At 51.7% G+C, this 25,457-nt stretch carries 20 protein-coding genes; 8 read left to right on the top strand and 12 right to left on the bottom strand.

The genetic code is table 11. The features are described from left to right. The first annotated feature begins 30 nt into the window (after window positions 1–30). Complete coding sequence (locus tag V8V93_RS16690; RefSeq protein WP_338667750.1) at window positions 31–1,101, top strand: glycosyltransferase family 4 protein; 1,071 nt, start codon at window positions 31–33, stop codon at window positions 1,099–1,101. Here the strand turns inward: V8V93_RS16690 and V8V93_RS16685 are convergent. The 5 genes from V8V93_RS16685 to V8V93_RS16665 form a co-directional block, all read right to left on the bottom strand. Continuing rightward, on the bottom strand, window positions 1,094–2,275 hold the full coding sequence (locus V8V93_RS16685) for an O-antigen ligase family protein (protein WP_338667749.1): 1,182 nt from the start codon (window positions 2,273–2,275) through the stop codon (window positions 1,094–1,096). The two genes, V8V93_RS16690 and V8V93_RS16685, sit on opposite strands and share 8 nt — an antisense overlap. A gap of 38 nt (window positions 2,276–2,313) precedes the next feature. Next, window positions 2,314–3,459 carry an undecaprenyl-phosphate galactose phosphotransferase WbaP gene (gene wbaP / locus V8V93_RS16680; protein ID WP_338667748.1) on the bottom strand — a complete coding sequence of 382 codons (1,146 nt, stop codon included), beginning with the start codon at window positions 3,457–3,459 and terminating at the stop codon, window positions 2,314–2,316. A 591-nt stretch (window positions 3,460–4,050) separates the two neighbouring features. Then, complete coding sequence (locus tag V8V93_RS16675) at window positions 4,051–5,040, bottom strand: efflux RND transporter periplasmic adaptor subunit (protein ID WP_338667747.1); 990 nt, start codon at window positions 5,038–5,040, stop codon at window positions 4,051–4,053. A 2-nt stretch (window positions 5,041–5,042) separates the two neighbouring features. After that, entirely contained in the window at window positions 5,043–6,089 is a 1,047-nt protein-coding gene (locus tag V8V93_RS16670; protein WP_338667746.1) for an SDR family NAD(P)-dependent oxidoreductase, read from the bottom strand. 133 nt (window positions 6,090–6,222) lie between these two features. Continuing rightward, on the bottom strand, window positions 6,223–7,323 hold the full coding sequence (locus V8V93_RS16665; RefSeq protein ID WP_338667745.1) for a glycosyltransferase family 4 protein: 1,101 nt from the start codon (window positions 7,321–7,323) through the stop codon (window positions 6,223–6,225). On the opposite strand from V8V93_RS16665, the gene V8V93_RS16660 reads away from it, so the two are divergent. From V8V93_RS16660 to V8V93_RS16650, 3 genes are all read left to right on the top strand, one after another. After that, window positions 7,310–8,479 (top strand): glycosyltransferase family 9 protein, encoded by a 1,170-nt coding sequence (locus V8V93_RS16660; RefSeq protein ID WP_338667744.1) that lies wholly within the window; start codon window positions 7,310–7,312, stop codon window positions 8,477–8,479. The genes V8V93_RS16665 and V8V93_RS16660 overlap by 14 nt on opposite strands. Then, complete coding sequence (locus V8V93_RS16655) at window positions 8,466–9,941, top strand: flippase (protein WP_338667743.1); 1,476 nt, start codon at window positions 8,466–8,468, stop codon at window positions 9,939–9,941. The genes V8V93_RS16660 and V8V93_RS16655 overlap by 14 nt, the downstream gene beginning before the upstream one ends. 81 nt (window positions 9,942–10,022) lie before the next feature. After that, window positions 10,023–10,691: a class I SAM-dependent methyltransferase gene (locus V8V93_RS16650; RefSeq protein ID WP_338667742.1), complete on the top strand. Its 669-nt coding sequence runs from the start codon at window positions 10,023–10,025 to the stop codon at window positions 10,689–10,691. A 353-nt stretch (window positions 10,692–11,044) separates the two neighbouring features. On the opposite strand, the gene V8V93_RS16645 is transcribed toward V8V93_RS16650, so the two are convergent. Beyond that, window positions 11,045–12,007, bottom strand: coding sequence for a D-glucuronyl C5-epimerase family protein (locus V8V93_RS16645; RefSeq protein ID WP_338667741.1), 963 nt, complete (start codon window positions 12,005–12,007; stop codon window positions 11,045–11,047). Between the two features lie 496 nt (window positions 12,008–12,503). Between V8V93_RS16645 and V8V93_RS16640 the strand changes: the two genes are divergently transcribed. From V8V93_RS16640 to V8V93_RS16625, 4 genes are all read left to right on the top strand, one after another. Further along, complete coding sequence (locus V8V93_RS16640) at window positions 12,504–13,499, top strand: NAD-dependent epimerase/dehydratase family protein (RefSeq protein ID WP_338667740.1); 996 nt, start codon at window positions 12,504–12,506, stop codon at window positions 13,497–13,499. Window positions 13,500–13,526: 27 nt separating this feature from the next. Next, on the top strand, window positions 13,527–14,636 hold the full coding sequence (locus V8V93_RS16635) for a DegT/DnrJ/EryC1/StrS family aminotransferase (protein ID WP_338667739.1): 1,110 nt from the start codon (window positions 13,527–13,529) through the stop codon (window positions 14,634–14,636). 150 nt (window positions 14,637–14,786) lie between these two features. After that, complete coding sequence (locus tag V8V93_RS16630) at window positions 14,787–16,211, top strand: sugar transferase (protein ID WP_338667738.1); 1,425 nt, start codon at window positions 14,787–14,789, stop codon at window positions 16,209–16,211. Window positions 16,212–16,336: 125 nt separating this feature from the next. Then, entirely contained in the window at window positions 16,337–17,986 is a 1,650-nt protein-coding gene (locus V8V93_RS16625) for an O-antigen ligase family protein (RefSeq protein ID WP_338667737.1), read from the top strand. Between the two features lie 40 nt (window positions 17,987–18,026). On the opposite strand, the gene V8V93_RS16620 is transcribed toward V8V93_RS16625, so the two are convergent. The 6 genes from V8V93_RS16620 to V8V93_RS16595 form a co-directional block, all read right to left on the bottom strand. Then, a complete protein-coding gene (locus V8V93_RS16620; protein WP_338667736.1) occupies window positions 18,027–18,668 on the bottom strand; it encodes a NeuD/PglB/VioB family sugar acetyltransferase in 642 nt (213 codons plus the stop codon). Beyond that, a complete protein-coding gene (gene asnB, locus V8V93_RS16615; protein WP_338667735.1) occupies window positions 18,661–20,586 on the bottom strand; it encodes an asparagine synthase (glutamine-hydrolyzing) in 1,926 nt (641 codons plus the stop codon). Before asnB ends, V8V93_RS16620 begins: the two co-directional genes overlap by 8 nt. Next, window positions 20,574–22,052, bottom strand: a complete 1,479-nt coding sequence (locus tag V8V93_RS16610; protein ID WP_338667734.1) for a hypothetical protein — start codon at window positions 22,050–22,052, stop codon at window positions 20,574–20,576. The genes asnB and V8V93_RS16610 overlap by 13 nt, the downstream gene beginning before the upstream one ends. Continuing rightward, on the bottom strand, window positions 21,994–23,280 hold the full coding sequence (locus V8V93_RS16605; protein ID WP_338667733.1) for a lipopolysaccharide biosynthesis protein: 1,287 nt from the start codon (window positions 23,278–23,280) through the stop codon (window positions 21,994–21,996). Before V8V93_RS16605 ends, V8V93_RS16610 begins: the two co-directional genes overlap by 59 nt. A gap of 17 nt (window positions 23,281–23,297) precedes the next feature. After that, entirely contained in the window at window positions 23,298–24,446 is a 1,149-nt protein-coding gene (locus V8V93_RS16600) for an NAD-dependent epimerase/dehydratase family protein (RefSeq protein WP_338667732.1), read from the bottom strand. 102 nt (window positions 24,447–24,548) lie between these two features. Next, on the bottom strand, window positions 24,549–25,400 hold the full coding sequence (locus V8V93_RS16595) for a hypothetical protein (RefSeq protein WP_338667731.1): 852 nt from the start codon (window positions 25,398–25,400) through the stop codon (window positions 24,549–24,551). Window positions 25,401–25,457: the final 57 nt, after the last annotated feature.

Raw genomic sequence — 25,457 nt, 5'->3', positions numbered from 1 at the left:
TTGCCATGGCAGCGGAGAAGGGGAGGAGCCGTGCTGACCATAGATTGCCGTATGGCTGACCACTCTGGAATCGGGACGTATATCAAGAATCTGGTCCCACGGCTTGCATCACGTCTCACATCGCTTTCTCTGACACTCATGGGCGCGCCGGATTCCCTGCGCCGGCTCTTGGTCGAATACGGTGCTACTAATGTATCGTTTCTTCCATTTGACGAGCCGATCTATTCCATCAGGGAACAACTGACCCTTCCGTTCGCCATCCCACGTTCGACCAAGCTGTTCTGGGCTCCGCATTATAATATCCCGGCATTGTATCCTGGCAGGATTTTGACCACGGTTCATGACATTTGTCATCTTGCCATAAAGGACGTTCACGCCAGCCCGCTGGTGCGTATGTATGCGGCTCTGATGTTCCGGGCAGTTAGGAGACGGTCTATTAAGATCGTTACCGTTTCTGAATTCACCAAGAGTGAGTTGGTTTCGAAGTTAGGATATGACCCTCAGGCGGTGCAAGTCATTTGGAATGGGGTGGACGATGTCTGGAGACGTTCACGCATTGCAGACGGCTATCGGGAACCATATCTTGTATATGTGGGAAATATCAAGCCCCATAAGAATTTGAAGAGGCTTGTGAAAGCTTTTCAGAGGATCAGCAGACAAATTCCCCATAAGCTCTTGCTCGTTGGCAGGTATGACGGGTTTGTCTCCGGTTTCCAGGACCTAGACGAACTGATGCCTTGTGATCGTATCGAACTGGCCGGGGAGCTGGATCAGGACGACCTCATACGGACCGTTGCTGGGGCCAGCGCATTGATTATGCCATCACTATACGAGGGATTCGGTTTGCCTGCTGCGGAGGCCATGTCTTGCGGCTGTCCGGTCCTGGCGGCGAACGCAACGTCATTGCCTGAGGTCTGCGGCAAAGCTGCATTCTATTTTGACCCCTACAGCGTCGATGACATGGCCGGGACCATTTTGGATTTTGTCCGGGATGAGGGGGGCCAAGCCCGGTTGAAAGCGGAAGGTTACAGGCAGGCCGAGTCGTTTGACTGGAGCAGGGCCGCGGATCAGTTGTGCAACCTCGTTACGGATATTATATAGCCGACCTGTTCTCGACCGGAATCATGCCTATCAACAGGTGAAAGAGCCAACTGACCTGTGGATAAAGAAGACCGTCCTGAACGCCGAAATGGAGAACACTGGCGCAGAGCGCAAAAGCGAGCGCCGTCGAGTTGAGCGGTCCACTATGTTTTGTCTTTATGGCAATGACGAGTCGACTGAAATATACGATGAGCATGCTTAGGTGCAAGATGGTAGGAATAAACCCGACGCCCACAAGCAGTGTCATCAGCATATTATCCTCGGTCACATTTTTACGAACGACTTGCATGAAGTGTTCGCGGTCCGTCATGCTGAACGTCATTTCATAGTCTTCAAGATACGGCTCCCGGTCGGTTCTAAGGCCGATGCCGAAAAGCGGGTGCTTCTTAATAATGTGAATCGCAGCTGGAATCCCTTCTATTCTGTAGAAAACAGATTCATAATTATGAAATTTTAAGATCTTATCCGGTTTTTGGATAAAGAAGATGCAGGCTACAGCGAGCAAGGGGATTCCGGCGATGGCGAGCCATTTGATCCGGATGAGTTTCAGGAACGACATGAGGGGGAGCAGCAGTATTGGCAGTACAACCGTGAAGCGTGAACCGACGACGTAGCAAGCGAAATAGCCCATACTGAGAATTGCGGCACAGGCTACCTTTATTGGAAAGGAACCCTGTATGAGGATGGTGGCCGGCCCAACTGCCAGCAGGAGCAGAAGGTTGGCCAACGCATGGTGATGAAGTTGCAGTATGGGGACGTCGACTCCGGTGCCGATCTGAACGGTGGACATGAGGAAAAAGAGACCGCTCATAATGTATGGAGACAGTTTCTTCCAATACTGGTCATTGGTTAGCAGACGTCCTGCCCAGTATCCACTCAGGGCCGGAACATAGAGAGCGAATGCACGATAGGCCGCCGCTGGTATATCGGTCGTGAGGGTGACCCCGAAGGCCATGATTGCACCGAGGGCTAACCATGCCAGGATATCCCATTTGGCGAATGGGGCCTGCCGCCCTTGGACAAGAGCGATAATGATCAGCGCGAATAACGACAGGATCGGTGTAAACAGGTTGGTTCTGTCTGTCGCAACAATGATGACGTATGGCGTCAGGAAAACACTTTGAAAGCAGACAAAACTGACGAGAAGAGTGTTGAGAGCGGACTTCAGGTTCATTGTATTAACTGCAGCTGGCAATTGTGCCTGTAAGGTAATCAGCAGGCGCCGACGCAGTTGAAGATTGCGGCAGGCGTTCTGATGAGGATGTATAGATCAAACCAAATCGACCAATTGCGGATGTAATAAACATCAAGGTCGATTCTTTTACTGTATGAAAGATTGCTTCGCCCTGATATTTGCCACAATCCAGTCATTCCGGGGAGAACTCTCAAGTAAAGTTCGTAATTGTCCATATATTTTGTGGCCTCAGCCTTGACGATGGGCCTTGGCCCGACCAAGCTCATTTCCCCTTTGAGTACATTGAACAGTTGCGGTAGTTCATCGATGCTGTATTTCCGCATGAAGCGGCCAACCCGGGTGATGCGGGGGTCGTTGTCGAGCTTGTAATCCTGTTCCCATTTTGCTTTCAGGGTTGGGTCCTTGCTCAGGTAGTCCTCAAGAATCGTATCAGCATTGCTGACCATCGTTCTGAATTTCCATATATCGACTTCAACGCCTCCTTTGCTGAGCCGTCTCTGCCGGTAAAGAACGGGACCAGGGCTATCCAGCTTGATGGTGAGGCCGATGATCAGGAATACGGGGAACAGGATGAGCAGACCGATAAACGAACTGGTGAGATCCATTATCCGTTTATAGAATTGCGATGTGGGGGAAAGAATTTTTTGTCCGGTTTCCAATCCGAGTATGCCGCTTATGTCAACGGTGGTGGCCCATATGTTGGCCTGCCCGAAATGGCCCGGGATGACAATTGTCTTAGGGAAATATTTGTAGGAGGTGTTGAGGAGTCCATAGTACTCCTCGTTGTTTAGCCCGGATTCCGCAATAATGAAATATGAACAGGGATATATACCCGCCAGTTTTTGGAGTGAAGAACGATCCCATGCGGGAATATTGTTTATGGAGGTGTCGGGCGTTTCTCTGTGCTTGATGATTGCTACCGGGGTCAGCCCAAGACTGACGCGCAACTGAAGGTTTTGAATGACGCTTTGTGCGATTTCGCTGTCTCCGTAAATGATGGCCGGAAGACCCCAGCCCGGGAGCGATGCAAAATGTTTCCGGCATTGCTTACGGCAATACGGGACAGTAACAAGCATCGTCACAAAAGAAAAAAGCAGGACAAGGCGTGAATAAACATGAGCATTTCTCGACCAGAAGGTGATTGCTGCCAGAACAAAGATCATGAGAACTGTTCCAAGGGAACACCGTTTTAGTTCCAAGGGAGAGGCATCAAGACTCTGTAGGCCCCCATGAGGGCATAGGCCAGGACAAAGAGGAGCGCTGACGGCCAGAGGTAGAAATATGATATTAATTCAAATTCACCGCCAAAAGCGTAACGAAGGAGGACGCTAGCCGTACCGGAAATGGTCACTGCAAAAAAGTCGGAGCACGCAAGTATGACTGGCATGAGCCATGGGCGGCAGGCGATATGATTGGCTTTGTTATCAGTCATCGTTCTCCAGTTAATGCGCCCCAAGTGATCTGACTATGTAGGCTTTGGGTGTGAGAGTGCAAAAAAGTCTGCCTAGTTTAGTTCTCATTGAAATGGTTCAAGCCGTTAGCTAGGGGTAGCTGAATGCTCTAAAGCATGCAGTGAGCCGAACGGAAAGCTTTTCTTCTTTGAATTGATAAAATAAGATCCGCTCACAACGAAGTACGTAAAGTGAAGGGAAATGCTTTCTGCGCGCAAAAAAGGAAAGCATAACGACTTTCCCCGTTAGTCTTTATTCTCAGGTCCTGGCTTTTATTCCTCGTCGATTTGTTCGTTCTGGTCTTTAAGGAGCAAGGGGGTCGACCTTGCTGGTAAGGTCCACTTTGACCTTTACGCGGTTACCCGCCCTGAATTTCAAATCCGGGTTGGGCATGATGAAATCCACCAGGTAATACGACAAGGCTTCGTAGCCTTTGTCCGTGGGGCGAAGGGGAAGCCGTGACAAGTGTGCTGTGTACTCCTTACCAGGTGCCCCCTGTGACGTTATGACTGCTTTTTGACCGAGGGAAAGCTTGATGTAATCTTCTTCGTAAACCTTGCAACGTATCAATATCAGGCTCAGCTTAGTTACTTCAAAGCAAACCCTGTTCTTTTCTATCTTACTGGTTGGAATAACACCCATCTTCACGACGTAGCCGGGAAGTTTGGTCGTGATGGGGATGACCCGAGGGATTATGCCGGAGGCAAGGGAAACACCGCCCAATTCCTCAGAAATTCTATCCTTTTCTCTGGCTTGCTGCCGCTTTAAATACGCCAGTTCCTCTTCCAGGTATTTTTTTTTGAGGATAAGGACCTGAATGTCTTCGGCCAGATCATAGCCGGACATCGGTGAGGCCAGCCCTTCGTTGACGAGATTCGTAACTGAGCGTTTTTCCCTTTCCTTTTTATTGATTTCGGTCATGACCTCCTCAATGGAGATCTTTGTTTTCTGAATGGAAGTAAAATCGATTTCGTGCTGCAACTCTTGCTGTTGTTCCCGGGTTATCCTGTAGGTGGCGAGCACCTCATCTTGGGAAACCTGTTGAAAATTTTTTACATTAATTTCAACAATTTCTCCAGGGTAATGGTTCTTGATTTTTCTGACAGCCCTATAATATATTTTGCCATCCAGAGCGAGTGTGTCCTGTGCTGCGGCCTGTTGCCACCCATCCATCAAGATAAGAGCCATTGCCAGGCAGGCAATAAAAATACCGCCAACACCGGAGAGGGTGGTCCTCTTCAGCATCAGGTGTGCTTTTCTTTTCTCTATAAAGGTTTTCTCAAGCCCGGGCATTCTTAATCAAGCCCTTTAATCAGCTTGCTGCGAATCAGGAAATCCCTGAGATCCGATTTGGTTAACGGAGTCGCATTGCGAGAATTGTAGGCGGTGTCGATGCCTTCGGAAAGGACTCCATCGTAACTGTACTCGATGTTGCCATAGTGCATTCTTAGGGCCGGGAGTACGCTGAAGTAGTGCTCGAGCTCAACGGTTCTGCTCGTCTCTTCGTCTGTCATCAACTCTTCGTACAGCTTTTCTCCGGGTTTGATCCCGACGACTTTGATCTCAATGTCCTCGGGCTTTTTTCCAAATTGGGGGGCAAGTTCTTCAATCATGACCTCGGCCAGGTCCTGGATTCTAATGACCGGCATTTTGGTGACAAATACTTCGCCTCCACATGCGAACTGTGCGGTATTGATGACCAGTTGTACCGCTTCCGGTATGCTCATGATGAATCGGGTCATCTGAGGGTCGGTCAGGGTAATGGGCTTCCCTTCGCGAATCTGTTCTCTGAATATGGGGATGACCGAACCGTTGGAGCCGAGAACATTGCCAAATCGGGTGGAAGCGAAAATTGTTCCGTTGCGGTTTATCGTCTGGTTGGCCGCCGTGATCAGGCGTTCGCCCATGAGTTTTGACGTGCCCATGACGTTCGTTGGGTTGGCGGCTTTGTCGGAACTGGTGAAGATGACTTGGCCTACACCGTTTTCTGCAGCTGCGGAAATAATATTTTTGACACCGAGGATGTTCGTCTGGACAGCTTCAAAGGGAGAAATCTCGCACATGGCAACATGCTTGTAGGCGGCGGCATGGAAAATGATGTCGACTCCCTGCATGATATGATAGAGTTTTTGAGGGTCCCGGATGTCCGCTAGATAGAATTTGGCTTCCTTGTGTTCAAGGTATCGTTGGCCGAGGAAAAAAAGTTCGGTCTCGTTGTTATCGATGCCAATGAGTTTCTTGACGCCGTACTTTTCGAGACACTGGTGGACAAGCTCGCTGCCGATGGTTCCACAGCTTCCGGTGACGAGGATGCATTTATCTTGAAAATATGATTTGTTCATAGCTCGTTGTTCGGTTTTTCAAATGTCGTTTGCAGGAGGGAGGTTAATATGCCCTGTGCATAAAATATATTGACGCTTAGCATTATATTATTCCAATAACCGGTGAAAACGTCAAGGGAATTCCTGTTCCAGATCAGTGAAGACGAGGCTGCATGAAGAGATCTTCGTGTCGGGAGGCGCATGTTCCCCATGAGAGCAGCCGTGCTGCCGACGAAGAGGCGAATTCCGGTTTTTGCGCGAATGTCTCTTTGAGAACCCGCCGTATTACAGCGGCAGCCAAAGACGGCTGTTGAAAATCGGCGAACTGAAGGCCGGATAGGTGTTGGCCGAGCTCACGAAAGATCGGGATGTCGGAGATGACCGCCGGGCATTGTCCCAGTGTCTCCAGCAGGGGGAGGCCAAATCCTTCATAGAGGGAAGGGAAAAGAAATATTTTGGCGTGAGCTATGTAATTGGATAACTCGGCATCTGAACATCTACCGGTGAATTGAACTTTTTCCGACAGCCCGCGTTTCTCAATGCTCTTGTACAAGGATGCCTGTTTCCAGCCATGCCCGCCGGCAACCACAAGGCGCAGTCGCGGATAGTCCTGGATAAGGAGGCGAAAGGCTTCGACCGCTCCGGCGATATTCTTGCGCGGCTCCACTGATCCGATGCACAGTAGATAATCGCCTTTGATCAGTGGGGATCGGGATGATGGCGGGAGATCCGACTTGCCTTCGTAAATGACCGAGGTCTTGGCCGCGACTTTTGGGCCGAACTCCTTTTTTAACGCATTCCGAGTGGTTTGGGACACGGCAATGATCCGCGTTGCCTTAGCCACTGTTCTTGAGAAGTAGACCATGTGTATGATCCGGTTTTTCCAGGTCATTGATTCAGGATAATAGAGGTGAGCGAGGTCGTGGATAGTGACAATTCGCGGAATGTCTGACATTCCGCAGAGCGGCAGTGCGTGTAGGGGGCCCCAAAAGGCGTCGACATTGAGTGTACACAGAAGGTGTCCGGCGCGGAAAGCAAGCCACACGGCTCCAGGCATCCAGGAGAACGCCGAATCGATATGGATACTGACGGCGTCTTTGTTTTCAAAGGGATTAACAATGGGTTTGTTTGACAAGAGGACAAACCTGCAGCGGCGAGATTGTACCATGTGCTGCATGGTCTTGATTGTGTATCTGACGGTGCCGTGCATGGCTCCGTTAAGGTGTCGCGCATCAACCCCGATGGTCATGTTCATTCGCTGTCCTCCAGCTAATATTCTTTACAATAGAGCTAACGTGAAGTACAGAATATTCGTTATGATTCGGGAATTGCACCATGGCTACTTATATGACAACAAGGCAGTTGTGCTGTTGCTCTCCGTTGTTGACGGAGTGATGCGGCGCTTGATTGTCAGAAAGCGGATAATGCCTCGGGAAGTACGTCGTATTCTTGTCGTAAAACCGGATCATCTCGGAGATCTGCTGCTGACAAGTTCCGTTCTTCCGCTCCTCAAAAAACGGTTTTCAGCCTCCCGGATCGACATGGTAGTCAATTCAGGAAGTCTGCCTGTTGCCCGCGGAAGCGGTATTGTTGCCCGCGTGTTTGTCGTGGATCATTGGATGCTCAATCGTTCCAAAATCCCCCTGTGGCGGAAGTTGTTTTTTTTCATGCAATCCTTCTGCTTCACTCTTCGTGAGGTCAGGAAAATCAAGTATGATTTGTGTCTCAACCTTCGGGCGTTCGGCGGGAATCTTGTGACCCTTTGCGGCTTTTCCGGGAGCAAGTATTGCGTCGGCCACGGGACAGGCGGCGGAGGTTGGCTGTTGGATGAGGCCGTCCCCTGGGCGTCCGGGAAACACGAGGTCGAGCATTATCTGGAGGTACTAGCCCCGTTGGGGATTGAGGCGGATCTCAAAGAGTTGCATTGTACGTTGCACGTCCCTGAGCCTGTTCGGAATAAGGTCCGAGCCATGGTTTCGGATCGGAAATTTTCACCATTTGTCGTTTTTCAGCCCGGCAGCGGCGCTGCGGAAAGAATGTTACCGCCGGATGTTTGGGCCGCAACGGCTAACGCCCTGCCTAAAGAGGTTGAGATACTCGCCTGTGGCACTGCAGATGAAGGGAACTTGATCTCGGCAATTCAGGAAAAAACCGATCGTCGGTTGCATGATTTCACCGGTCGTTTCCAGTTGGAGGAATTGCTTTCTTTGTATGGAGAGGCTTCAGCCGTGTTCGCACTTGAATCCCTGTCAGCTCATCTTGGCGGCACCGCTGGTGTACGGACGATTGCCTATTACCGAAAGGGGATGAGCTCTCCGGAAATGTGGCGGCCACTGGGGGACACCGTCACGATAGTCGATAGCCCCGACCAATTTATCCAGTCTGCGGCTTCGCTTTTTGAACAACGCTGATTTATCCATGCACCAATTATTTGACGAAATAAACATAAATACGATGACCACCCTTGCTGGCAAGGCATCTGTCATGGTTTTCGGATTGGCCCTTGCGGGAGCCCTTACCCGGGGGTTGGGAGAGGCAGGATTTGGTGATTACTCCGTCATTGTGGCCTGGCTGGGGGTTACGGCCGGTTTGGCCGACTTCGGCCTGTCGAAGACCGGTGTCAGGGAGATGGCCTCCGCCGGTCCGTCATTTTCGATTGTGGCCGGAAACCTGTTCCTGCTCAAGTTGCTGTATTCCCTGGCAGCGCTCGCGATTGCCTTTGTTTTTATTCCCTTCATGCCATATACGCAGCCGCTGAAGAACGTCTTGCATGTCGGGTTGTGTGCCGTTGTCTTCATGTCATTGGCAGCTGTGTATCAGGGAATTTTCCAGATACGGCTCAAGACACATTTCATGGCGTTGGCGGAATCCATCGGCTCGGCGAGCGTCCTTGTCCTGTCATGGCATTTTCTGGGTGCCGGGTTTGGCTTACTGGCCATTGTCACGATTCTTGTTTTCGGAAAAGCACTCGTCTGTCTGTTGAATTGGGTATTTTCCCGACCCCTGACCCGGCTCTCGTTTTCCATTTCCTGGCCAACCATGCGTTCCATGGCGGTGCAGGCTCTCCCTCTTGGCGTTTCCGGCTTCATGGCTCTCGTGTATTTTCGTCTGGACATCATGATGCTTTCCTGGCTCAAGCCGGTGAGCGACGTAGGCATTTATGGTGCGGCGTATCGTATTATAGAGGTCGGGTCCGTCATTCCCAGCGTGTTCATGGGGATCATTTTCCCACTTCTATCCAAAGCGTGTGCGGCGTCAAAGGAAGATTTGCCAAGGCACTATGCCCGAGCCTACATGACGCTTTCCCTTGCGGCCATTCCCATGCTGGTGGGAGGAATTATTCTTGCCAACCCGCTTATGGAACTCATAACCGGACCCGGTTTTGGCAAAGAGGCGAGTGTCTTTCCCGTGGAAGCCCTGTACGGATTTTCGCCCACGGCAATGACATTTCTCATACTGCTTCCCTCTTCAGCCATGATGTTTATCGGCGAACTGCACGGAAACATGATGATTGCCGGAAATGAACAGCAATGTCTCATGCGAGTGTATTTTTGGCTCGTTCCGTTGAACCTCGTTCTTAATCTGTTGTTCATTCCGTATTTTTCCTATTTGGGTGCTGCTTGCGCTACTACGTTTACGGAAGTATTCGCTTTTGCGTACATGGCTTGGGCCATCAATCGAAAATTCAAACTATCTCCGTCGTATACGGGTATCTTCCTGGCATGTCTGGCATCCGTTCCGATGGGGGTGGTCGTCTTTGTCCTCAGGGAGCATTTGTTTCTCAGCATCGGGGCTGGCATATGCGTCTATGCAGCTGTGGTTTCCTTTATTGTTCGATTTGAGCATGCCGACAAAGGTGGGGCGGCGCGATAGTCGTATGTGCTTTTCTTGCCGATTACGTGAAGCCGGAGAGTGTCAGGCTCCGGGCTCTCTATGAAGATTCAAGAGGATATCATGGTAGTGACAGACATATTCAACCCGAAGAGATTCTCTTCCAGTCGTAGCGATATTCGCAAGAAGCAGGAAAAGTACGCCGCGAAGTTTCAGGGCTGCAAGCGAGTTTTGGATTTTGGTCCAGGGGAAGGGCTTTTTCTGGAATTGTTGCGCGAGTTGCGGGTGGAAGGCTTAGGCGTGGACATGGACAGCCAGGCCGTGGCCAAGGCTCATGAAAAGGGGCTTCAGGTTGTTGAGGCCGACGGGCTTGTTTGGATTTCAGAGCAGGAAGAAGCGTTTGACGGGATTTTCTGTTCAAATGTCCTTGAGCATTTGCCGCCTGAGAAAGCCGCTGAATTGTTGACGCAGTTCGTGCGGTTGTTGTCTCCGGGCGGGCTTTTGATCCTGGTTGTGCCAAATCCGCGAAGTGTGCAAATGCTGTCGGAAACGTTCTGGCTCGACCCGACGCATGTTCGGTTTTATCCCCTCAGGATGCTACAAAGCGGTGTGACCCATCTTGGCCTGGTTGTCGAGGAATCCGGCGATGACCCGGATACTCGCGTCCATCCGAGATCGTTGTGGCAGTGGGTGAAATTTTTCGTCCGGTCGTGCACTTTGCCGAGGGCTCTGCGTGGCGGGGACGAGGTGTTTGTGTGCGCTCGTGCACCACGGGTTTCGCAAGCCGAATAAAACCCTTCCTGATGGGGATAAGTTCTTTCCAGGTGCAGAACAACCTTTTATGAGCGGTACTGTGAGATACGGATCATTTCTTTTTGCAAACGTAGATTTCATTCCACATGAAGCTGAATCTGCAAAAAGTGGTGACCTGCAGGTACGTCTGCTCAATCAGACAGAACATCTTTTTCTTGCTGAAGCCCCATTCTTCTCCTTCTATCATTCCTCGTTCATGTAGGTCCTTGTCCCCAAATGCAAGAACGTGCCGGATTCTCGAGATGAACGGCGGCAGGGTATGGCCACCTCAGCTGAGCCGGAAATCTCTCAATGTGACTGTTATTGATCACGCAAATTTGTGCACCAAGTCTTTAGTAAAATATAATTTTATATGCTATTTTATATATTTTAGCTAAATTCCTATAAATTAGATTGGCATCCTGTCTCACCCATTTAGCGGCGTAGCCCTGTAGCTGATTGTCAATAAAGACCGAACCTATTGCCGAGAGCAGAAAGCTGTGCACCTGATGATAGTGTCTGCTGGCAGGACATGGGGGAGATTTCCTGTAGACATCCGCCCTGGACCAGAAGCCGATATCGTAGTCCTCGATGTTTTCTTTTAGCCAGTCCAGCGCCCCATTGATCATCTTCTCGGCTTCTGCGGAACCCGTTGCCAAGGCATATTCGTAGACACCCCAGAAGCTGTAGAGGAAGCCATCGAGCACTGTCGAGGGCGGCGAGGAGGGGGCCTCCTCGAAAATGACATGATCGCCGATGAAACGTGTGACGCCGCCTTGACTCGTCGGGGTTCTGATCGATTCAAAGGCGAGGTCCGCAGCTCCCCGGTAGCTCGAATCCCCGGAGATCGCCTCTGCTCTGAGCAAGGTGGATATTGCCTGGCTCTGAATGAGCGAACTGATCCACGGCCCCTTTATCCTGTATCCGACCATGTCAAAGGGGAGTGGCCATGTTCCCTGTATCCCGGCAGGGGATTCGATTTGGTTTTCCTTGAGCCAATCTGCTTGTTGCAGAAACAGTGTTTTTGCTTGAGGGGTCGGACTGTCGAGATACAGAGCGTGAAGACCCAAGGCGTATTGGGATATGGCGCATGCGTTGTACTGGCGCCCGATGTTCGCGCCATAATCCATTATCGGAATCCCGTTGTCATCAAGGCCCTTGTATTCCGCCTTGCGTCGAAAATTGACGGGGTAGCGCCCCGGACCGCGCGCCTCGAATTGCGGGTCGTGGGAAACGGGTAGATACCAGAAGCTCAGACTGGAGCCTGGGCGGAGGTATCGAAGGGCGATTTGCCAGAGGTGTTTGAGTTTTCTCATGGATGAAGTTCGTGAGTTGTTATTAGGAAGATTCCTTCTGGAATCCCATTAGTTCAATCGTCATGCAGGTGATCACTCGGAGAGCTGTTCTCTACCATACCGCCAATCGGTTTTGCCAGGGATTTTCAACTGAAAGAAGGGCTATTTTTCGTGACCATATTTGTTTTTTTCGACGGCGAATAATATTTCCTCCCTTACGGGGTTTTGCGCATTGTGGCCGGATAGCATTTGCACAAGCCTCTGCCTGCTCGGGGCTATAGGCGAGGGCGCTTGTTTAGTGGTTGGTGGAATCCGATAGCCTGGGTTATAAGTGTTTGGTGTAGGGCATCTTAAGTCTTAGAAACTATAAAAGGTCCTTTGCCTTTTGTATGCTTTTCATTCTTGTGGATATAGCATATAAACATCTCCTCGTGGGAAGGCTGATCCCGTTTGGGTTAGCTTTGGTTTTGTTTATTTTTTATGACTCTAGAGTTTTCAATAGAAGGAGACATATACTGTGCGAGTTTTAGTTACAGGCGGCGCTGGTTATATCGGCTGCCTTACCGTGGAGGAGCTTCTCAAGGCCGGTCACGAGCCGGTTGTCTTTGACACCCTGAACTGGGGCGGCGAAGGTCTTGAAGAGCATATGGACAAGATCAAACTGATCGAAGGCGACGTGCGCAGCTCAAAAGATCTGATTTATGCCCTGGAAGGAGTCGATTCGGTTGTTCACCTTGCTGGTATCGTTGGCGAGCCCGCGTGCAAGAATAACTATAAGGCTCATTTTACCATCAACATCGAATCCACCAGGACGCTGCTTGACTGCATGACCGACCCCAATATCGGCATAGTCAAGGATTTTATCTTTCTGTCTTCCTGCTCTGTTTACGGAAACGTCAAGGGGCTGTACAACGAAGTCACCGAGATGACTCCAACCAGCCCCCTGTCTCTGTATGCCGACGCCAAGCTGCAGGCCGAGAATATCATCAATGAATATGCCGCCAAGTTCCCTCATTTTCATCCGACCATCCTGCGTCTGACCACAGTTTTCGGTTGGTCACCGCGCCCCCGGCTCGATCTGGTGACCAATCTGTTCGCCTACCGTGCTTGGAAAGAGGGCAAGATATCCATTTTCGGTGATGGCATGCAGTATCGTTCCCTGATCCACGTTCACGATGTTGCCAAGGCTGTCGTCCACACCCTGGAGGCTCCCCGCTTTCTGCGTGACCGCAAGGTTTACCACTTGGGCGAAGAAGCGAACAATCGTACCGTTCGCGATATCGCCATGATTGTGAAACAGTACATGCCCGAGACCGACGTCGAATTCCTCGAAGGCGAACCCACCGACAAGCGCGACTACAAGATCAACTGCCAGCGCATCAAGAATATCCTCGGCTGGAAGGCCCAGTATACCGTTGAGGACGGCATCAAGCAGATGCTTGAAAAACTGGAAGAGAACGATTGGGATTGGGAATCCTTCAAGTATCGCAACAATCAATATGCCTATGTGTAGTCATAATGGGCAAAGTGAGTGAACTCTGTGTCTAGTAAATTCATTAAGGTTGCCACGCCGCAAGTCGGTGAGGAAGAGATTCAGGCTGTCGTAGAGGCCATCAAGTCCGGCCGCTATGCGTCCGGCCCCCGTGTCGAAGCATTTGAAGAAGCGTTTTCCAAGTATGTCGGCACCTCCTATGGCGTCGGCGTCTCCACGGGAACCGCTGCCCTCCACATAGCATTGGAGGCATTCGGCATTGGCAAGGGCGATGAAGTCATCGTTCCCCCACTGACCTTCTTCGCAACCGTTTCCGCCGTTCTGTACCTTGGCGCCATCCCCGTTTTTGCCGATATCGACGAAGACAACCTGTGCCTTTCCGCAGAGAGCTGCCGCAAGGTCGTTACCGATAAGACCAAGGCTATCATCCCCGTGCACTTTGCCGGAGCTGCCGCCAGGATGGACCCGATCATGGAGTTAGCCAGCGAAAAAGGCCTGATCGTCATAGAAGACTGCGCTCAGGCCCACGGCACCATGTATAACGGCAGGGTTGTCGGCTCCATCGGCCACGCGGGTGCCTTTTCCTTGTTTGCCACCAAGCACATAACGACCGGCGAAGGCGGAATCATCACCACCAATGATGAGGAAATAGCCAAAATCTGCAAGATGTTGAGAAGCCATGGCATGAGCGATCGCGACACCCATGTGCGACTGGCCTACAACAACCGTCTCAATGAGATTGGTGCCGCCATGGGGCTGGTTCAGCTGACCAAGTTGGACGATCTCAACGCGCGACGCATTGCCAATTCAGAATACATTCTTGACGAAGCCAGGAAGCTCCCTTGGGCCAATGTCCCTGTTGCAGAAGGTGACATGGTTCACACCTATTTTTGGTGCCCTATTATGGTCAAGCCGGATTCCGGTCGAACTGTTGAGGAACTCAAGGCGCATCTGGATGCCAGCGGCATCGGTTACAGGCATCGTTATGTAAATCCGCTGTACAAGCAGCCCGTCCTGAAGACACTTGGTCTTGACTACTCCGATGTTTTCCTGCCGAATGCTGAGAAGACAGTCGGCCAGGTCCTTGGCTTGCCGAATCACCCCTCTCTTCCCGAGGAAGATAGGGAGCGGGTTGTGGAGGTCTTGAAAGCGTTTTAGTGCCTAGACGTTTTCGGAAATTGAAATGATGAAAAACCGTCCACGGTCTGAGGCCGTGGACGGTTTCAATCGGTTGAACGGGTATTGGGTTCTCCAAAGTTCGATCGGGTTTGTTGAATCAGGATTGCTTGAGCAAAACGTGAGTACAGGATGGAACGTAGCAGTATAGGTTTTTTTCGGAGAACCCATTGGTGTTTTCTGGATGTCATCATTCTAGTGGCAGTGGTGTGTCTTGTCATAATGCAATTGGGGCCTGTCGGGAAATTCGCTCTGCATAACACCCTGTACTGGAAGCAAGTCTCAATATTTGTTTTGATCCTCCTGTTCTTTCTGTGGTTTTTCTCGGCCTTCTACGTCAGGCTCAATCGTCCCCAATCCTCACTGTCCAGGGATCTCTTTGCCCTGTTCAACAGTGCTTTGGTTTCCAGCCTGGTCATGAGTGCCGTCTATTTTCTTTTCAAGACGTGGCGGCCTGGTTTTACTTTGCCGTTTATCATCGGCGGTGTGCTTTTTGTCTGTCTGTCTGCCGTCAGGATCATTGAATGGCGTTTATTTCGTCAAAAGAAACAGATGCTGGCTGTATTCGTCGCCCTTGAACCATATTGGGAGTCTGGTCTGGCCGAGTTTTGCGAGAAGTTGCCGGGCTATTGGTCCATGGCGACCGCCTTTATGGAGACAACTTCTTCGATGACCCGGGGGGTTATGGAATTGACCGATGAAGAGTTGGCTGATTTCATCTCTTTTTGCGAAACAAATTCCTTTGTCCCTATCTTGATTATGGGGCAGGTGCTTCCTGACGAGGAAAAATTCAACCGTTTTATTCGGGAGTGCTATTCAAACGGCTTGTCGACGACGGACATCGGCTCCTTTTATGAAGGTGTTTTGGAAAAAATTCCTCTCTTCAGGCGGGATGGGCATTGGGTGACCCAGAGTGCCTTTATCCCGCCCGCCAAGTGGCGCTTTGTTTGCAAACGGGTTTTTGATACTTTTTTTGCCCTTCTCCTGCTTGTCCCGACCCTGCCGGTGATCGCGATCCTGGCGATTGCCGTGCGCTGGGAGTCGAAGGGGGCTGCTTTTTTTGTCCAGGAGCGGATCGGCAAGGACCGCAGGCCGTTCAAAATGATCAAGCTTCGGACAATGCGGTTGCACGATGACGATTCCTTGCAGTGGCCCAATGTCGCTGAGGACCTCATCACTCCGCTCGGCAGGATATTGCGCAAGACTGGCCTCGATGAATTGCCGCAACTTTTCAATATCCTTCTGGGGCAGATGAGTTTCATTGGCCCGCGTCCGGCTCGGCCCATTGTTTCGCAACGTCATGCGAACAATATTCCTCATTACGCTCTTTGCTATCCTTTGCTGCCGGGAATTTCCGGCTGGGCGCAGCTGCATCTCGGAAGAGATACCGGGGTGGACACTGTTTTTGAAAAAGTCATGTATACGCTGTACTATGCGAAATATTTCAGTATTTTTTTGGATATAAAAATCATTTTGACCACCGTGAAGGTACTGTTGACCTTGAACAAGTTGGAACCGAAATTGACGTGTGTGCTCCGCAAGGAACGGGACAGCTGATCCCCTCGCCTTGGCGACTGTCGTCACTTTTCACAAGCAGCCCTGAAGGCGTGCCGTTCCCCATATTGGTTGGGAGAGGCTTCAGCCTCCTTCCCAGTATAGTTGTCGAGAATTAGGGGGTATGAATGAGGACCTTCATTACTTTTGTCATCCCTCTAATTTATCTTGTTTTTTCCCATGTTACACGGACATATGCCCTTCTGAGCGCACCGGTTCTGCCCGCCGTGATCGGGCTGGCGGTAATAGCCGGTGGAGCGTATTTCGGGTACAGGAAACAACTGCCGCTGAGGGCGCTCTTCACCTTCTTAGGGATAGCGATGATCCTGGCCGGAGAGCACAGTTGGAGTGTCAGGAATCAGGTCTTCGAATATGGACTCAACGGATTCTGTCTGTTTTTACTGTTGTTCCATCAATTGAGAGGCAGCAAGGAACGCCCCCTCAATCCCATCAAGTACTCGTTGCTTGCCTTCATCCTGCTGGCTGTCTCATCGCTGTTGCTTTTCCCCTTCGATAGCATTTCCGACCAATGGTCAATCAGCGGCCAGCTCCGTTTTTTCCAAACGATATACCAAAGCCCCATTGACGTTGCGATCCAGTATTCCATGGCTGCCTGCAATCGGCTGTTTTTGTTTTTTGTGTTTATCTGGCTGATCACCGGTATGGAATCTCCCAGGGAATGCTACAAGGCTCTGTTCAGGGGGGTAGTCATAGGGCTCATTATCTGCGTGCTCTTTTCCATTGGCGATATTGTCCGAAGTCTCTTTTTCAGTGAGAGCAAACAGGCTGCCGGGCGTTTCTCTTCCATATTCCTGAATCCGGGATGGTTCGCCCAATTTGTCATCGTTGCCCTGCCGTACCTCATAGAACGGATGCAGACACCCGTCCGTTGGAAGAAGTGGCTGGTCTTCGTGGTTCTTGTCGGGGCCGAACTGGCTCTCATTTTTACGTTGTCACGGGCATCATGGCTTGCCTATCCCATAATTCTCTTCTGCTGCTGGCTGATTTTTTACTCATATGATTTCACTGAACGGCAATTTTATTTTTCCAGGAAGAAACTGTTGCTCGTCTGTATTTCATTTCCTCTGACGATTTGTCTGAGCGTGTGCCTGGTATACGGTTTGAAGAGCATCGCCCCGTCAAAGCGTGTGAAAAACAGTGTGGATTATATTGAGAAGCGGCTTGAGAGGTTTAGTAAGACCGAGCGCCCGACCATCTGGAAGGCAGGCTTGACCATAGGGGGCGAGGCGCCGGTATTCGGGCTAGGCTATGAGACATTTCGTGAGCATACCAAAAAGATGTTTGAATTGCCGCAGTCGGATTTGTCCAAGGCATTCACCCCTTTTGTCCTGCGTGACACGGCGCACAATACGTATATCCAACTCTTTACAGGGCTAGGTATGGCCGGACTGGGTATTTGGCTGATGGTCATGGCCCTGACGCTCGCAATGTTGGTGTGGGATGCCGTACGCAACGGCGAGATGCTGAGCTTGAGCGCAGCCCTTTCGATCGTGACATTCCACATCTATGGCCTGTTTCAGAGTATGCAGTATATTTCCATCGTGCTGTTGCTGGGCATGTTGGCAGTCGGCTACGCCATGACGCTTGATCGGGAGGTCGTTGGCGACAGGCTGTGGAAGACAGCTAAAGGTTGGGGCATGGCCTGCCTTATCGTGGCGGTTCTCGGTGCGGGGAATTACGCCCTTGACCACGGCTATGCGTCCCTGAAACAAAAATATCAGGTGGAAGAATATTTCACGGCCTTTTCCTGGGATTGACCTTCGGTCCGGGATCATTGTCCTGATCTGGCAACTTGCGTTAATCCATGCTTTTCTTGATGACCGCAGGGGTTCCTGCGGCAAGGCTCTTTTCCGGTATGTTTTCGATGACTGTGGCTCCGGCCGCGATGATGGAATCAGCTCCCACCTGAACGCCGGGTATGCAGCGTGCACCGGTAAAAACCGTTGCGCATGTCCCTATCCTGACCCATCCGGCCAGGGCTGCCATAGGTGCCAGATTCGCGCATTCTTCGACAACTGCATCGTGTTCGACAACGACGTTGGCGTGGATCATGACACCGTCACCTATGGTCGCATGCGGTTGGATGACCGCGCCTGCATTGATCAGGCAGCCCTGTCCGATTGTGGCACTATGGGAGATGACGGCCTTCGGATGAATGAGCGTCACGAGTTCGCGGTCCTGTTCGCGTGCCCACTGTATCAGTCCCAGCTTTTCTCTGTTGTTGGGGCGCGCCATGATGAAGGCGCAATGCTCAAACTCCTTGCTGTCAAGAGCGTCTCTTCCGCCGTCATAAACAGGGATATTGTCGGGAACGAATTCGGTATGTTCAGTACTGAAGCGAATGACGGCTGCCGCTTCAAGGCCGAGAAGCCCCATGGTATCCAGGCTGTATTTCGCCTGTGCGCCTGCGCCGACAATACAGATGGGAGAATTAGTCATGCGTTTTCTCCAGGTTATGGGTTTGTGCCCATATGTCGAGGCAAAGAAGTCGGAAAAAGTCGCGTGATCGGACCGGGGTAGGTTGTCCCTGCATAAAATGGTTAAATATTTTTAGCGCCTTGGGTTTGTCTACCATCCCGTCGAGTATGCTTTGCTTTTTGGTGAGAGCTTTCTCCACCAGTGGGGCCAGCGGCCCACGGAGCCAGGCGTCTTCGGGCATCACGAAGCCCATTTTGGTCCTTCTGTCCAGTACGGCGTCGGGGACAGTGCCCCGCATGGCATCGCGGAGGATGTGCTTGGCGATCCCATTTTTTATTTTAGTTTCTACGGGCAAGGCGAGTGACAGTTCCGTAACGTTGTAATCAAGAAAGGGGAGCCGGGTTTCGATGCCGAACGCCATGGAGTTTCTGTCTTCGTACCGGAGCAAGGGAGGGATGCTGAACTGTTCGATGTCGGCGACCTGACGTTCTACCAAGCTGGAACCCCAGCCAATGGTTGGGGTACTGCTTTCCGCCAGGAAACGCTTCGTTAGCAGGGCGTTCATAGGATTGCTGCTGCCCAGTTTGCCCGGCATGTACCGTTTTGCTGCTCGCATGTCTAACAGGTTCTCGTCCCCGTGCAAAAGTGCGCCGAGCAGTTCCCTGGCACACGCCAGTGGTTTTTTCTGCCGAACTAGTTGTTTCAGGTAAAAAAAGAAGAATTTGCGATAGCCGCATAGGAGTTCATCGCCGCCCTGTCCATCTAGCAGAACCAAGACGTTTTCCCGCCGTGCCGCTTCCATCAGACAGTACTGGGCGTAAATGGCCGGAGAGCTGAACGGCTCATCCTGGTGCCAGACCAGGGTCGCAAGGTGTTGGGTGAGTTCTTCCGGGTCCGAAAACACGTGAATCGAATTGGCACCGGATTCATCGGTGACAGCCTTGACGAATTCCCTCTCATCGAATCTTGGGTCGTCATGGCACGAGGTGAAGGTTACCAGGGAGTTCCCTATGGACGAACTTTCTGACACGCCCTCATTGAGGAGTTTTTTCAGGGTGCAGACGATGGATGAGGAGTCCAGTCCACCCGATAGGCAGGCGCCGACCCTGACATCACTACGCAGCCGGTAGCTGATGGACCGTTCGAATGTTTCTCTAAACGCTTCGACTGGCGAGCTTACGGCGGGCATGGCCGCTGCCCGTTCGAGCACATTGTAATAGCGGTGAATCCTGGGCTGCCTTTGAGACAGGGAGCAGGACATGTAGTGGCCGGGAGCAAGGCTATTGATCCCCTCGAAAAAGGTCTCGGGACGGTGGTCCAGTATCTGACTGCACAGATATGACCGCACTGCCTGTTGGTTTACGGTTCGCGTCACGTCCGGGCTTTGGAGCAAGCACTTGATTTCCGATCCGAACAGGAGGCGGGATCCGTTTAGGTGATAGAACAACGGCTTGATGCCAAAGCGGTCTCTGAACAGGAAAAAACGGTTCTCTCTAAGGTCCAGGAGAGCGAACGCGAACATCCCGTTGACACGGGATATGAATTCAGCCCCCCAAGCCTGATAGGCCGCCAGCAGCACCTCGGTGTCGGTACCTGTATGGAAGGAATAGCCGAGCTCCTTCAATTCCTGTCTGAGTTCGAGATAATTGTAAGCTTCACCGTTGTACGTGATCCAGACCGTGCCATCCGTGGACGCCATGGGCTGACGCCCGGCGGCTGAGAGGTCAAGAATGGACAGCCTGCGATGGCCGAAGTGGATGGGAAACGGAGATTTGGCGTGTGCCCATTTGCCCCGGGGAATTGGGGCCTCTTCCGGGGTCGCGGCCAGAAAACCGTGATCGTCTGGGCCGCGATGGCTGATGACGTCGGTCATCGCCTGGATGAGCTGCTTGTCATTATTGTTTCCGGCAAAGCGAAGGATTCCGGCTATTCCGCACATGGTGACTCCTTTTCGGGGCTGCGAAAGGTCGTAGTGTACATTTGTGCTATGGAGGCGAGCAGCACGGCGGCCAGTACATTGAAGCCGAAATGGCGGAAGACGGATTGGAGCATGGCGTACATCATCATGGAAACTAACGCTGCTGAAAATCCATAGAATACCGGTAACTCATCCCTGGGAACCGTGAATGCGGCATGTTTCATAAGGGCCGCTGTCGAGAGTGTTAGAGCTCCGAAGAAGGCATAGCCGATGCAGCCCGTTGTCAGCAGAATGTACGAAAGGATACAATGAGTGTAACCGTAGGTTAGTTCCTTTCCGAGATAGATGTGGAAAAAAGTGATTTTTTTGCCCAATCCCCAGCCAGTCACCAGACGCCATAGGTCGGTGGAGCCAGCGAGTTTCAGGATGGCGCCCCACTCAAGGTATCGGCCTGATTCGAGGTAACTGTATTCTCCCGTGCCGAAGCGCATGGTGAATGTCTTGAAGACCAGAAGGTAGAAGTTGAGTACTGCCGGTATGAAAAGGGAAACCGCAAAGCAGACGGCGAGCATTGCGACAAGTTTGATTCCCTTACCGAGTACCCGGGGGATGATGTAGGGATTCATGTAAAAATTGATCATGACGGCCAGGAACCCCAGAATTGCCAGGATAAGGATCATGCTGCGCAGGAACGTCAGGGATATGGCGGCAGTCAGGAAGATGAACCATAGTATGTATCGTCGGTGGATTTGCGACGGAGGCAGTGCCAGTTGTCCAACGCAAAAGGAGCCGGCCGCGAGAATGGCCGGTTGGAAGGCGTTGGCCGGAAGTTTTGCCCTTAGGGCGATCCAATGGCTTGTGGTGGATGCCGGCATCCACGCTTGAGGTATGACCATGAGAATTTGAACCGCAAACATGCCGCCTGACAGAAACAGGGCCGTCACAATGACGCGGCGGGCCTCTTTTGTCTTGAGGTCGTTCAGAGCAGGAATGAATATGGTGAACGTCAGGAAAGGCGCGATGCCGCGAAACCAGAGGGACATCGGAGTGCCAGCCAGAGAGGCTGGCAGGATCGATGCGATAGCGAGTCCCAGAAAGGCGAGGCTCGTGCCGGTTACTGGGGTGGCTGGGATGCGTGGATTCTTGCAGAACGGGAAGAACCAGCGTCCTATGGCGGTGGCAAACGTCAGGCAGAATATAATTTCCTCCCAGCCGACGGATCTCGGTACGGGAGGCATAACGGATAGGACCAGGATGACCATGGCTATGGCGAAGGCCGGACGGGAAAGGGCGTAGGGAATATATACTAGAACCGCTGCTATGCCGAGAGCGCCGAAGTTCATGGTGTGCGCCACAAGGATCGCCGCAGCGATGACGCAAAGGTGTTTGCTGTGTTGGTATGATACTGGTCTGGTCATGGCCTTTTCTTTATTTTCGCCTGATTGAAAAGTCATTTTTCCTGGGAATGAAGTACCGCGAGTAAGCATATTCGCTTTCTCTTCTGACCGCGGCAAGTGTGATCCATGCCTGCACCCAGTAAGCTATACTCGATGCCATGGCTGCGCCATTGATCCCTATGCGGGGGATGAGGACGATGTCGAGTATCAGTGTCGCAAGGAACGATACGGTTCCTGCCCACAGGAGGGGAGTGAGTTGGCCCACGCCCATGAAAATGCCGGTCAGGGTGTATGATAGGCTCAGGCCGACTAGTCCCGGGAGAAGGTACTTCAAGGCCGTGACGGTTGGTTCGTACTGCTGGCCGAAAAAAAATGTGACTGCGGGGGTTGCCAGCATGAATATGCCTATCGCCAAAAGAAAGGTCAGAGTGAATGTTACCCGGGTGAGTCGTGCGGTTTGCTCTATGCGATTGTTTGCGGATTGTTTTGCCGCCCAAGGCAGAAGAACGAAGTCGAGGCCTCTGCTGAACACATTGAGGAAGACCTCGCAGACAGAGGTTGCCAAAGAATAAAAGCCGAGGTCGGCTGCAGATAAAAAATAGGCGACGATGTAGTAATCAAGGCGGAGGTTGATGGTGCTGGTCAGGGTGAGCGCACTCGCTTTGGAGCCATAGGCAAAGCAGGATTTGAAATATACTATATCGGGCTTTTGGGGGCGGAAGACCCCGCGCATCTCCGGGCACCGCAGGGTGTACAGGCCGAAAACGATCAGTCCCAGGGCATAGGCGAGCCCGGCATTGGACGGGGTCAATGTGCTCTGGCTCCAGAAAAAAACTATGGCGCCAAGATTGACCGCCCACTGGAGGACCGTTCCAAGGGGGAGCCGATGAAATCCGCCGACACCGTGCAGGATCCCGTTGTTGGCCACCTGAAGCGTGAAGGCGGCACCGATCAGCAGGCTTGCGGTTTTTTCCGAGCGTCCGAGAATGTTGAAAAGTGTTTCCGGGAACAGGGAAAACAAGACGACCTGACATGCGGTCACCATGAAAATGATGCCGCATACCAGATACGCATGATTGCCAAGTACTGTTTCCCGTCTGTGGGCTTCGCCGCTCAGGCTGAATGTGATAGCCCGGCTGACGCCCAGCGTCGCAATAGTCGATATCAGAATCGGGGTTGCGAACAGGAGCGTGTAAACGCCGAATCCCGAAGCGCCGAGCTCTCTTCCCAAAATAAAAAGGAGCAGGCTCTTGGCCAGGACTATCGTGCCCTGGGAGACGGCGATATGGGCATAGTTCTTTGTCAGCTTGCTGGCCATACGGGTGTTGCCGCAATTTACGTCCAGGCGATTTTTCGGAATATCTTGTGTTCGTCGATGGAGTCCTTGTAACGCATGACTTCTTCCAGCATGGCAGCGAGGGCGTCATCAGTCAGAAATTTGGGTTCGAGACCGAGTCCCAGAAGACCGGTCGCTGTCGGATTATAGTAATGCTCTTCCAATTCCTTGCGCGGGTTGTCGAGGTGGTTGAGTTGCACGTTCAGGCCAAGGCCTTTGCCGACAGTTTCGATGCGCTGGGCAAGATCATTGACGGAGAATGTTTCGGTGTACTGGTTGAAAATCCGCAATTCGCCCTTGTCTGCCGGGTTTTCAAGAGACAGCCGGACGCAATTAAGCGTATCCTTGATATCCAGGTAGCCTCTGGTCTGTCCGCCCTTGCCATAGATGGTCAACGGGTACCCAGCGACGGCCTGGGTTATGAAGCGGTTGATAACAGTGCCGAACAGCTCGTCATAGTTGAAGAAAGGGTATAGCTCAGGATGGCCTTCGTTCTCTTCTGTGGCAAAGCCGTAAACCGGGCCCTGCATCAGGTCAGTGACGCGGAGTCCCCACATGCGGACATAGAACCAGAGAAGGTCGGTATCCATGATCTTGGTGGTGTGGTAGAGGCTGCTCGCTTGGCGGGGGAAAAGGAAGCGGTCGTTGCGCCCCTTGTGCTCGATGTCTAACCAGCCTTCTTCTATGTCAATATTAGGGGTTCCGTATTCGCCCATGGTGCCGAGTTTGATGATATGTGCGTCCCCATTGAATTCGCGGACAGCGTAGATGACGTTGGCCGTGACTTCAAGGTTGTTGATCAACGTCCGGGAAGCGGCCCGGCGGTTGAGCATGGAATACGGGGCGGACGGCTGTTCGGCATAGTGGATGACGGCATCAGGGGTGAACTCCTTGAACACTTCAGAAATGAAGGACCAGTCCGAAAGGTCGCCAATGTAGACCGGGATTTCTGAGCCGGAAAGCTCTTTCCACCTTCTGGCCCGCTCCGTCAGATTGGGAACGCCGAACAGTTCGGCGACATCGAGTTCGTTGCAGATATTGCGGCGCAGGTAATTGTCCACAACGACGACTTCGTGGCCTTTGGCGTTGCAGTTCATCGCCGTGGGCCACCCTAGATATCCGTCACCACCGAGTATGAGTACTTTCATGATTAATTGCCTTTTGGGAGATAGTCTGGACCGTTGCGGCCGTATAATTTATGGTATTGACGCCCCTCCTCGATGCACTCGGGGGAATAATTCCAATTCTTGCTAGCTTGCGTTTTTTTCGGCGCGGAGCAACTTACGAGTGGTGCCAACCCAGTCCGAAATAATGATCCAAAGTATGGCCGCCATTAGACCACCAATACAAGCGGCGAAAATGATAATGGCCTGTTCAAGTTTCGTCTTGGGCTTCAGTATATGGGGTTTTGTGATAAGCCGAATCATAGGCACTTGGATGTCTTGCAGGCTTTTTTTGTAGCCTGCATCAAAATTGTTTTGTAATTGTCTGAATTGCAGATTGGTGGCTTGTAACTGGTCAATGGTCTCAATCCACAGTTCATTTTGCTTGTCATAATCTTTTGCACTATCCATGAGAGTTCTTTTAGTTTTAGCGAGCGATAGTTCGATATTCGCCATTCTCTCGTCGGATTTGGAGAAGAATTGTGCCGCGTCGGCATACCGATGTTTGTATGTGGCGAGGAGTGGTGCCGTGACCTCTGCCACAACGGGCAGAACGTCGTTGGCGGCAGCCGTTGCCACGTCTCTGTCCTGGGCGATGCAGTTGATGGTAATGGTTCCGGAATTGTCTTGAAATATCCCTTCTATTCTGAATGAATCGGTCGTACCGAGCTTGGAGGCAAGAGCGATTTGCAGCCCATCGGTTTTGATGAATTCACGCGTGAATTCGTAAAGTTCTTTGGATAGATTGAGCGAGTTTACTATCGGGGTAACAAGGAAGCTCTGGCTCGAAATGCTTTCGGGGCGCCACAGTGCTACCACCAGGGATATGGCAACCGTGGCAGCTACGAACAGGACAATGGTCTTCCAGCGTCTGGCAAAGCGTAATGTGAGCTTTTTCAAGTCCAGGTATTCTTGTGGCGTATCGGAAGTAAAGCTCATACTATACCCCTTGGTTTGTTGAATATCTTTTAAAGAAAGGAATGTTTCTGTCTCGTT

It is taken from the genome of Pseudodesulfovibrio sp. 5S69 (assembly GCF_037094465.1).
GTDB lineage: Bacteria > Desulfobacterota > Desulfovibrionia > Desulfovibrionales > Desulfovibrionaceae > Pseudodesulfovibrio > Pseudodesulfovibrio methanolicus.
This window is presented reverse-complemented; position numbering and strand designations above follow the sequence as displayed.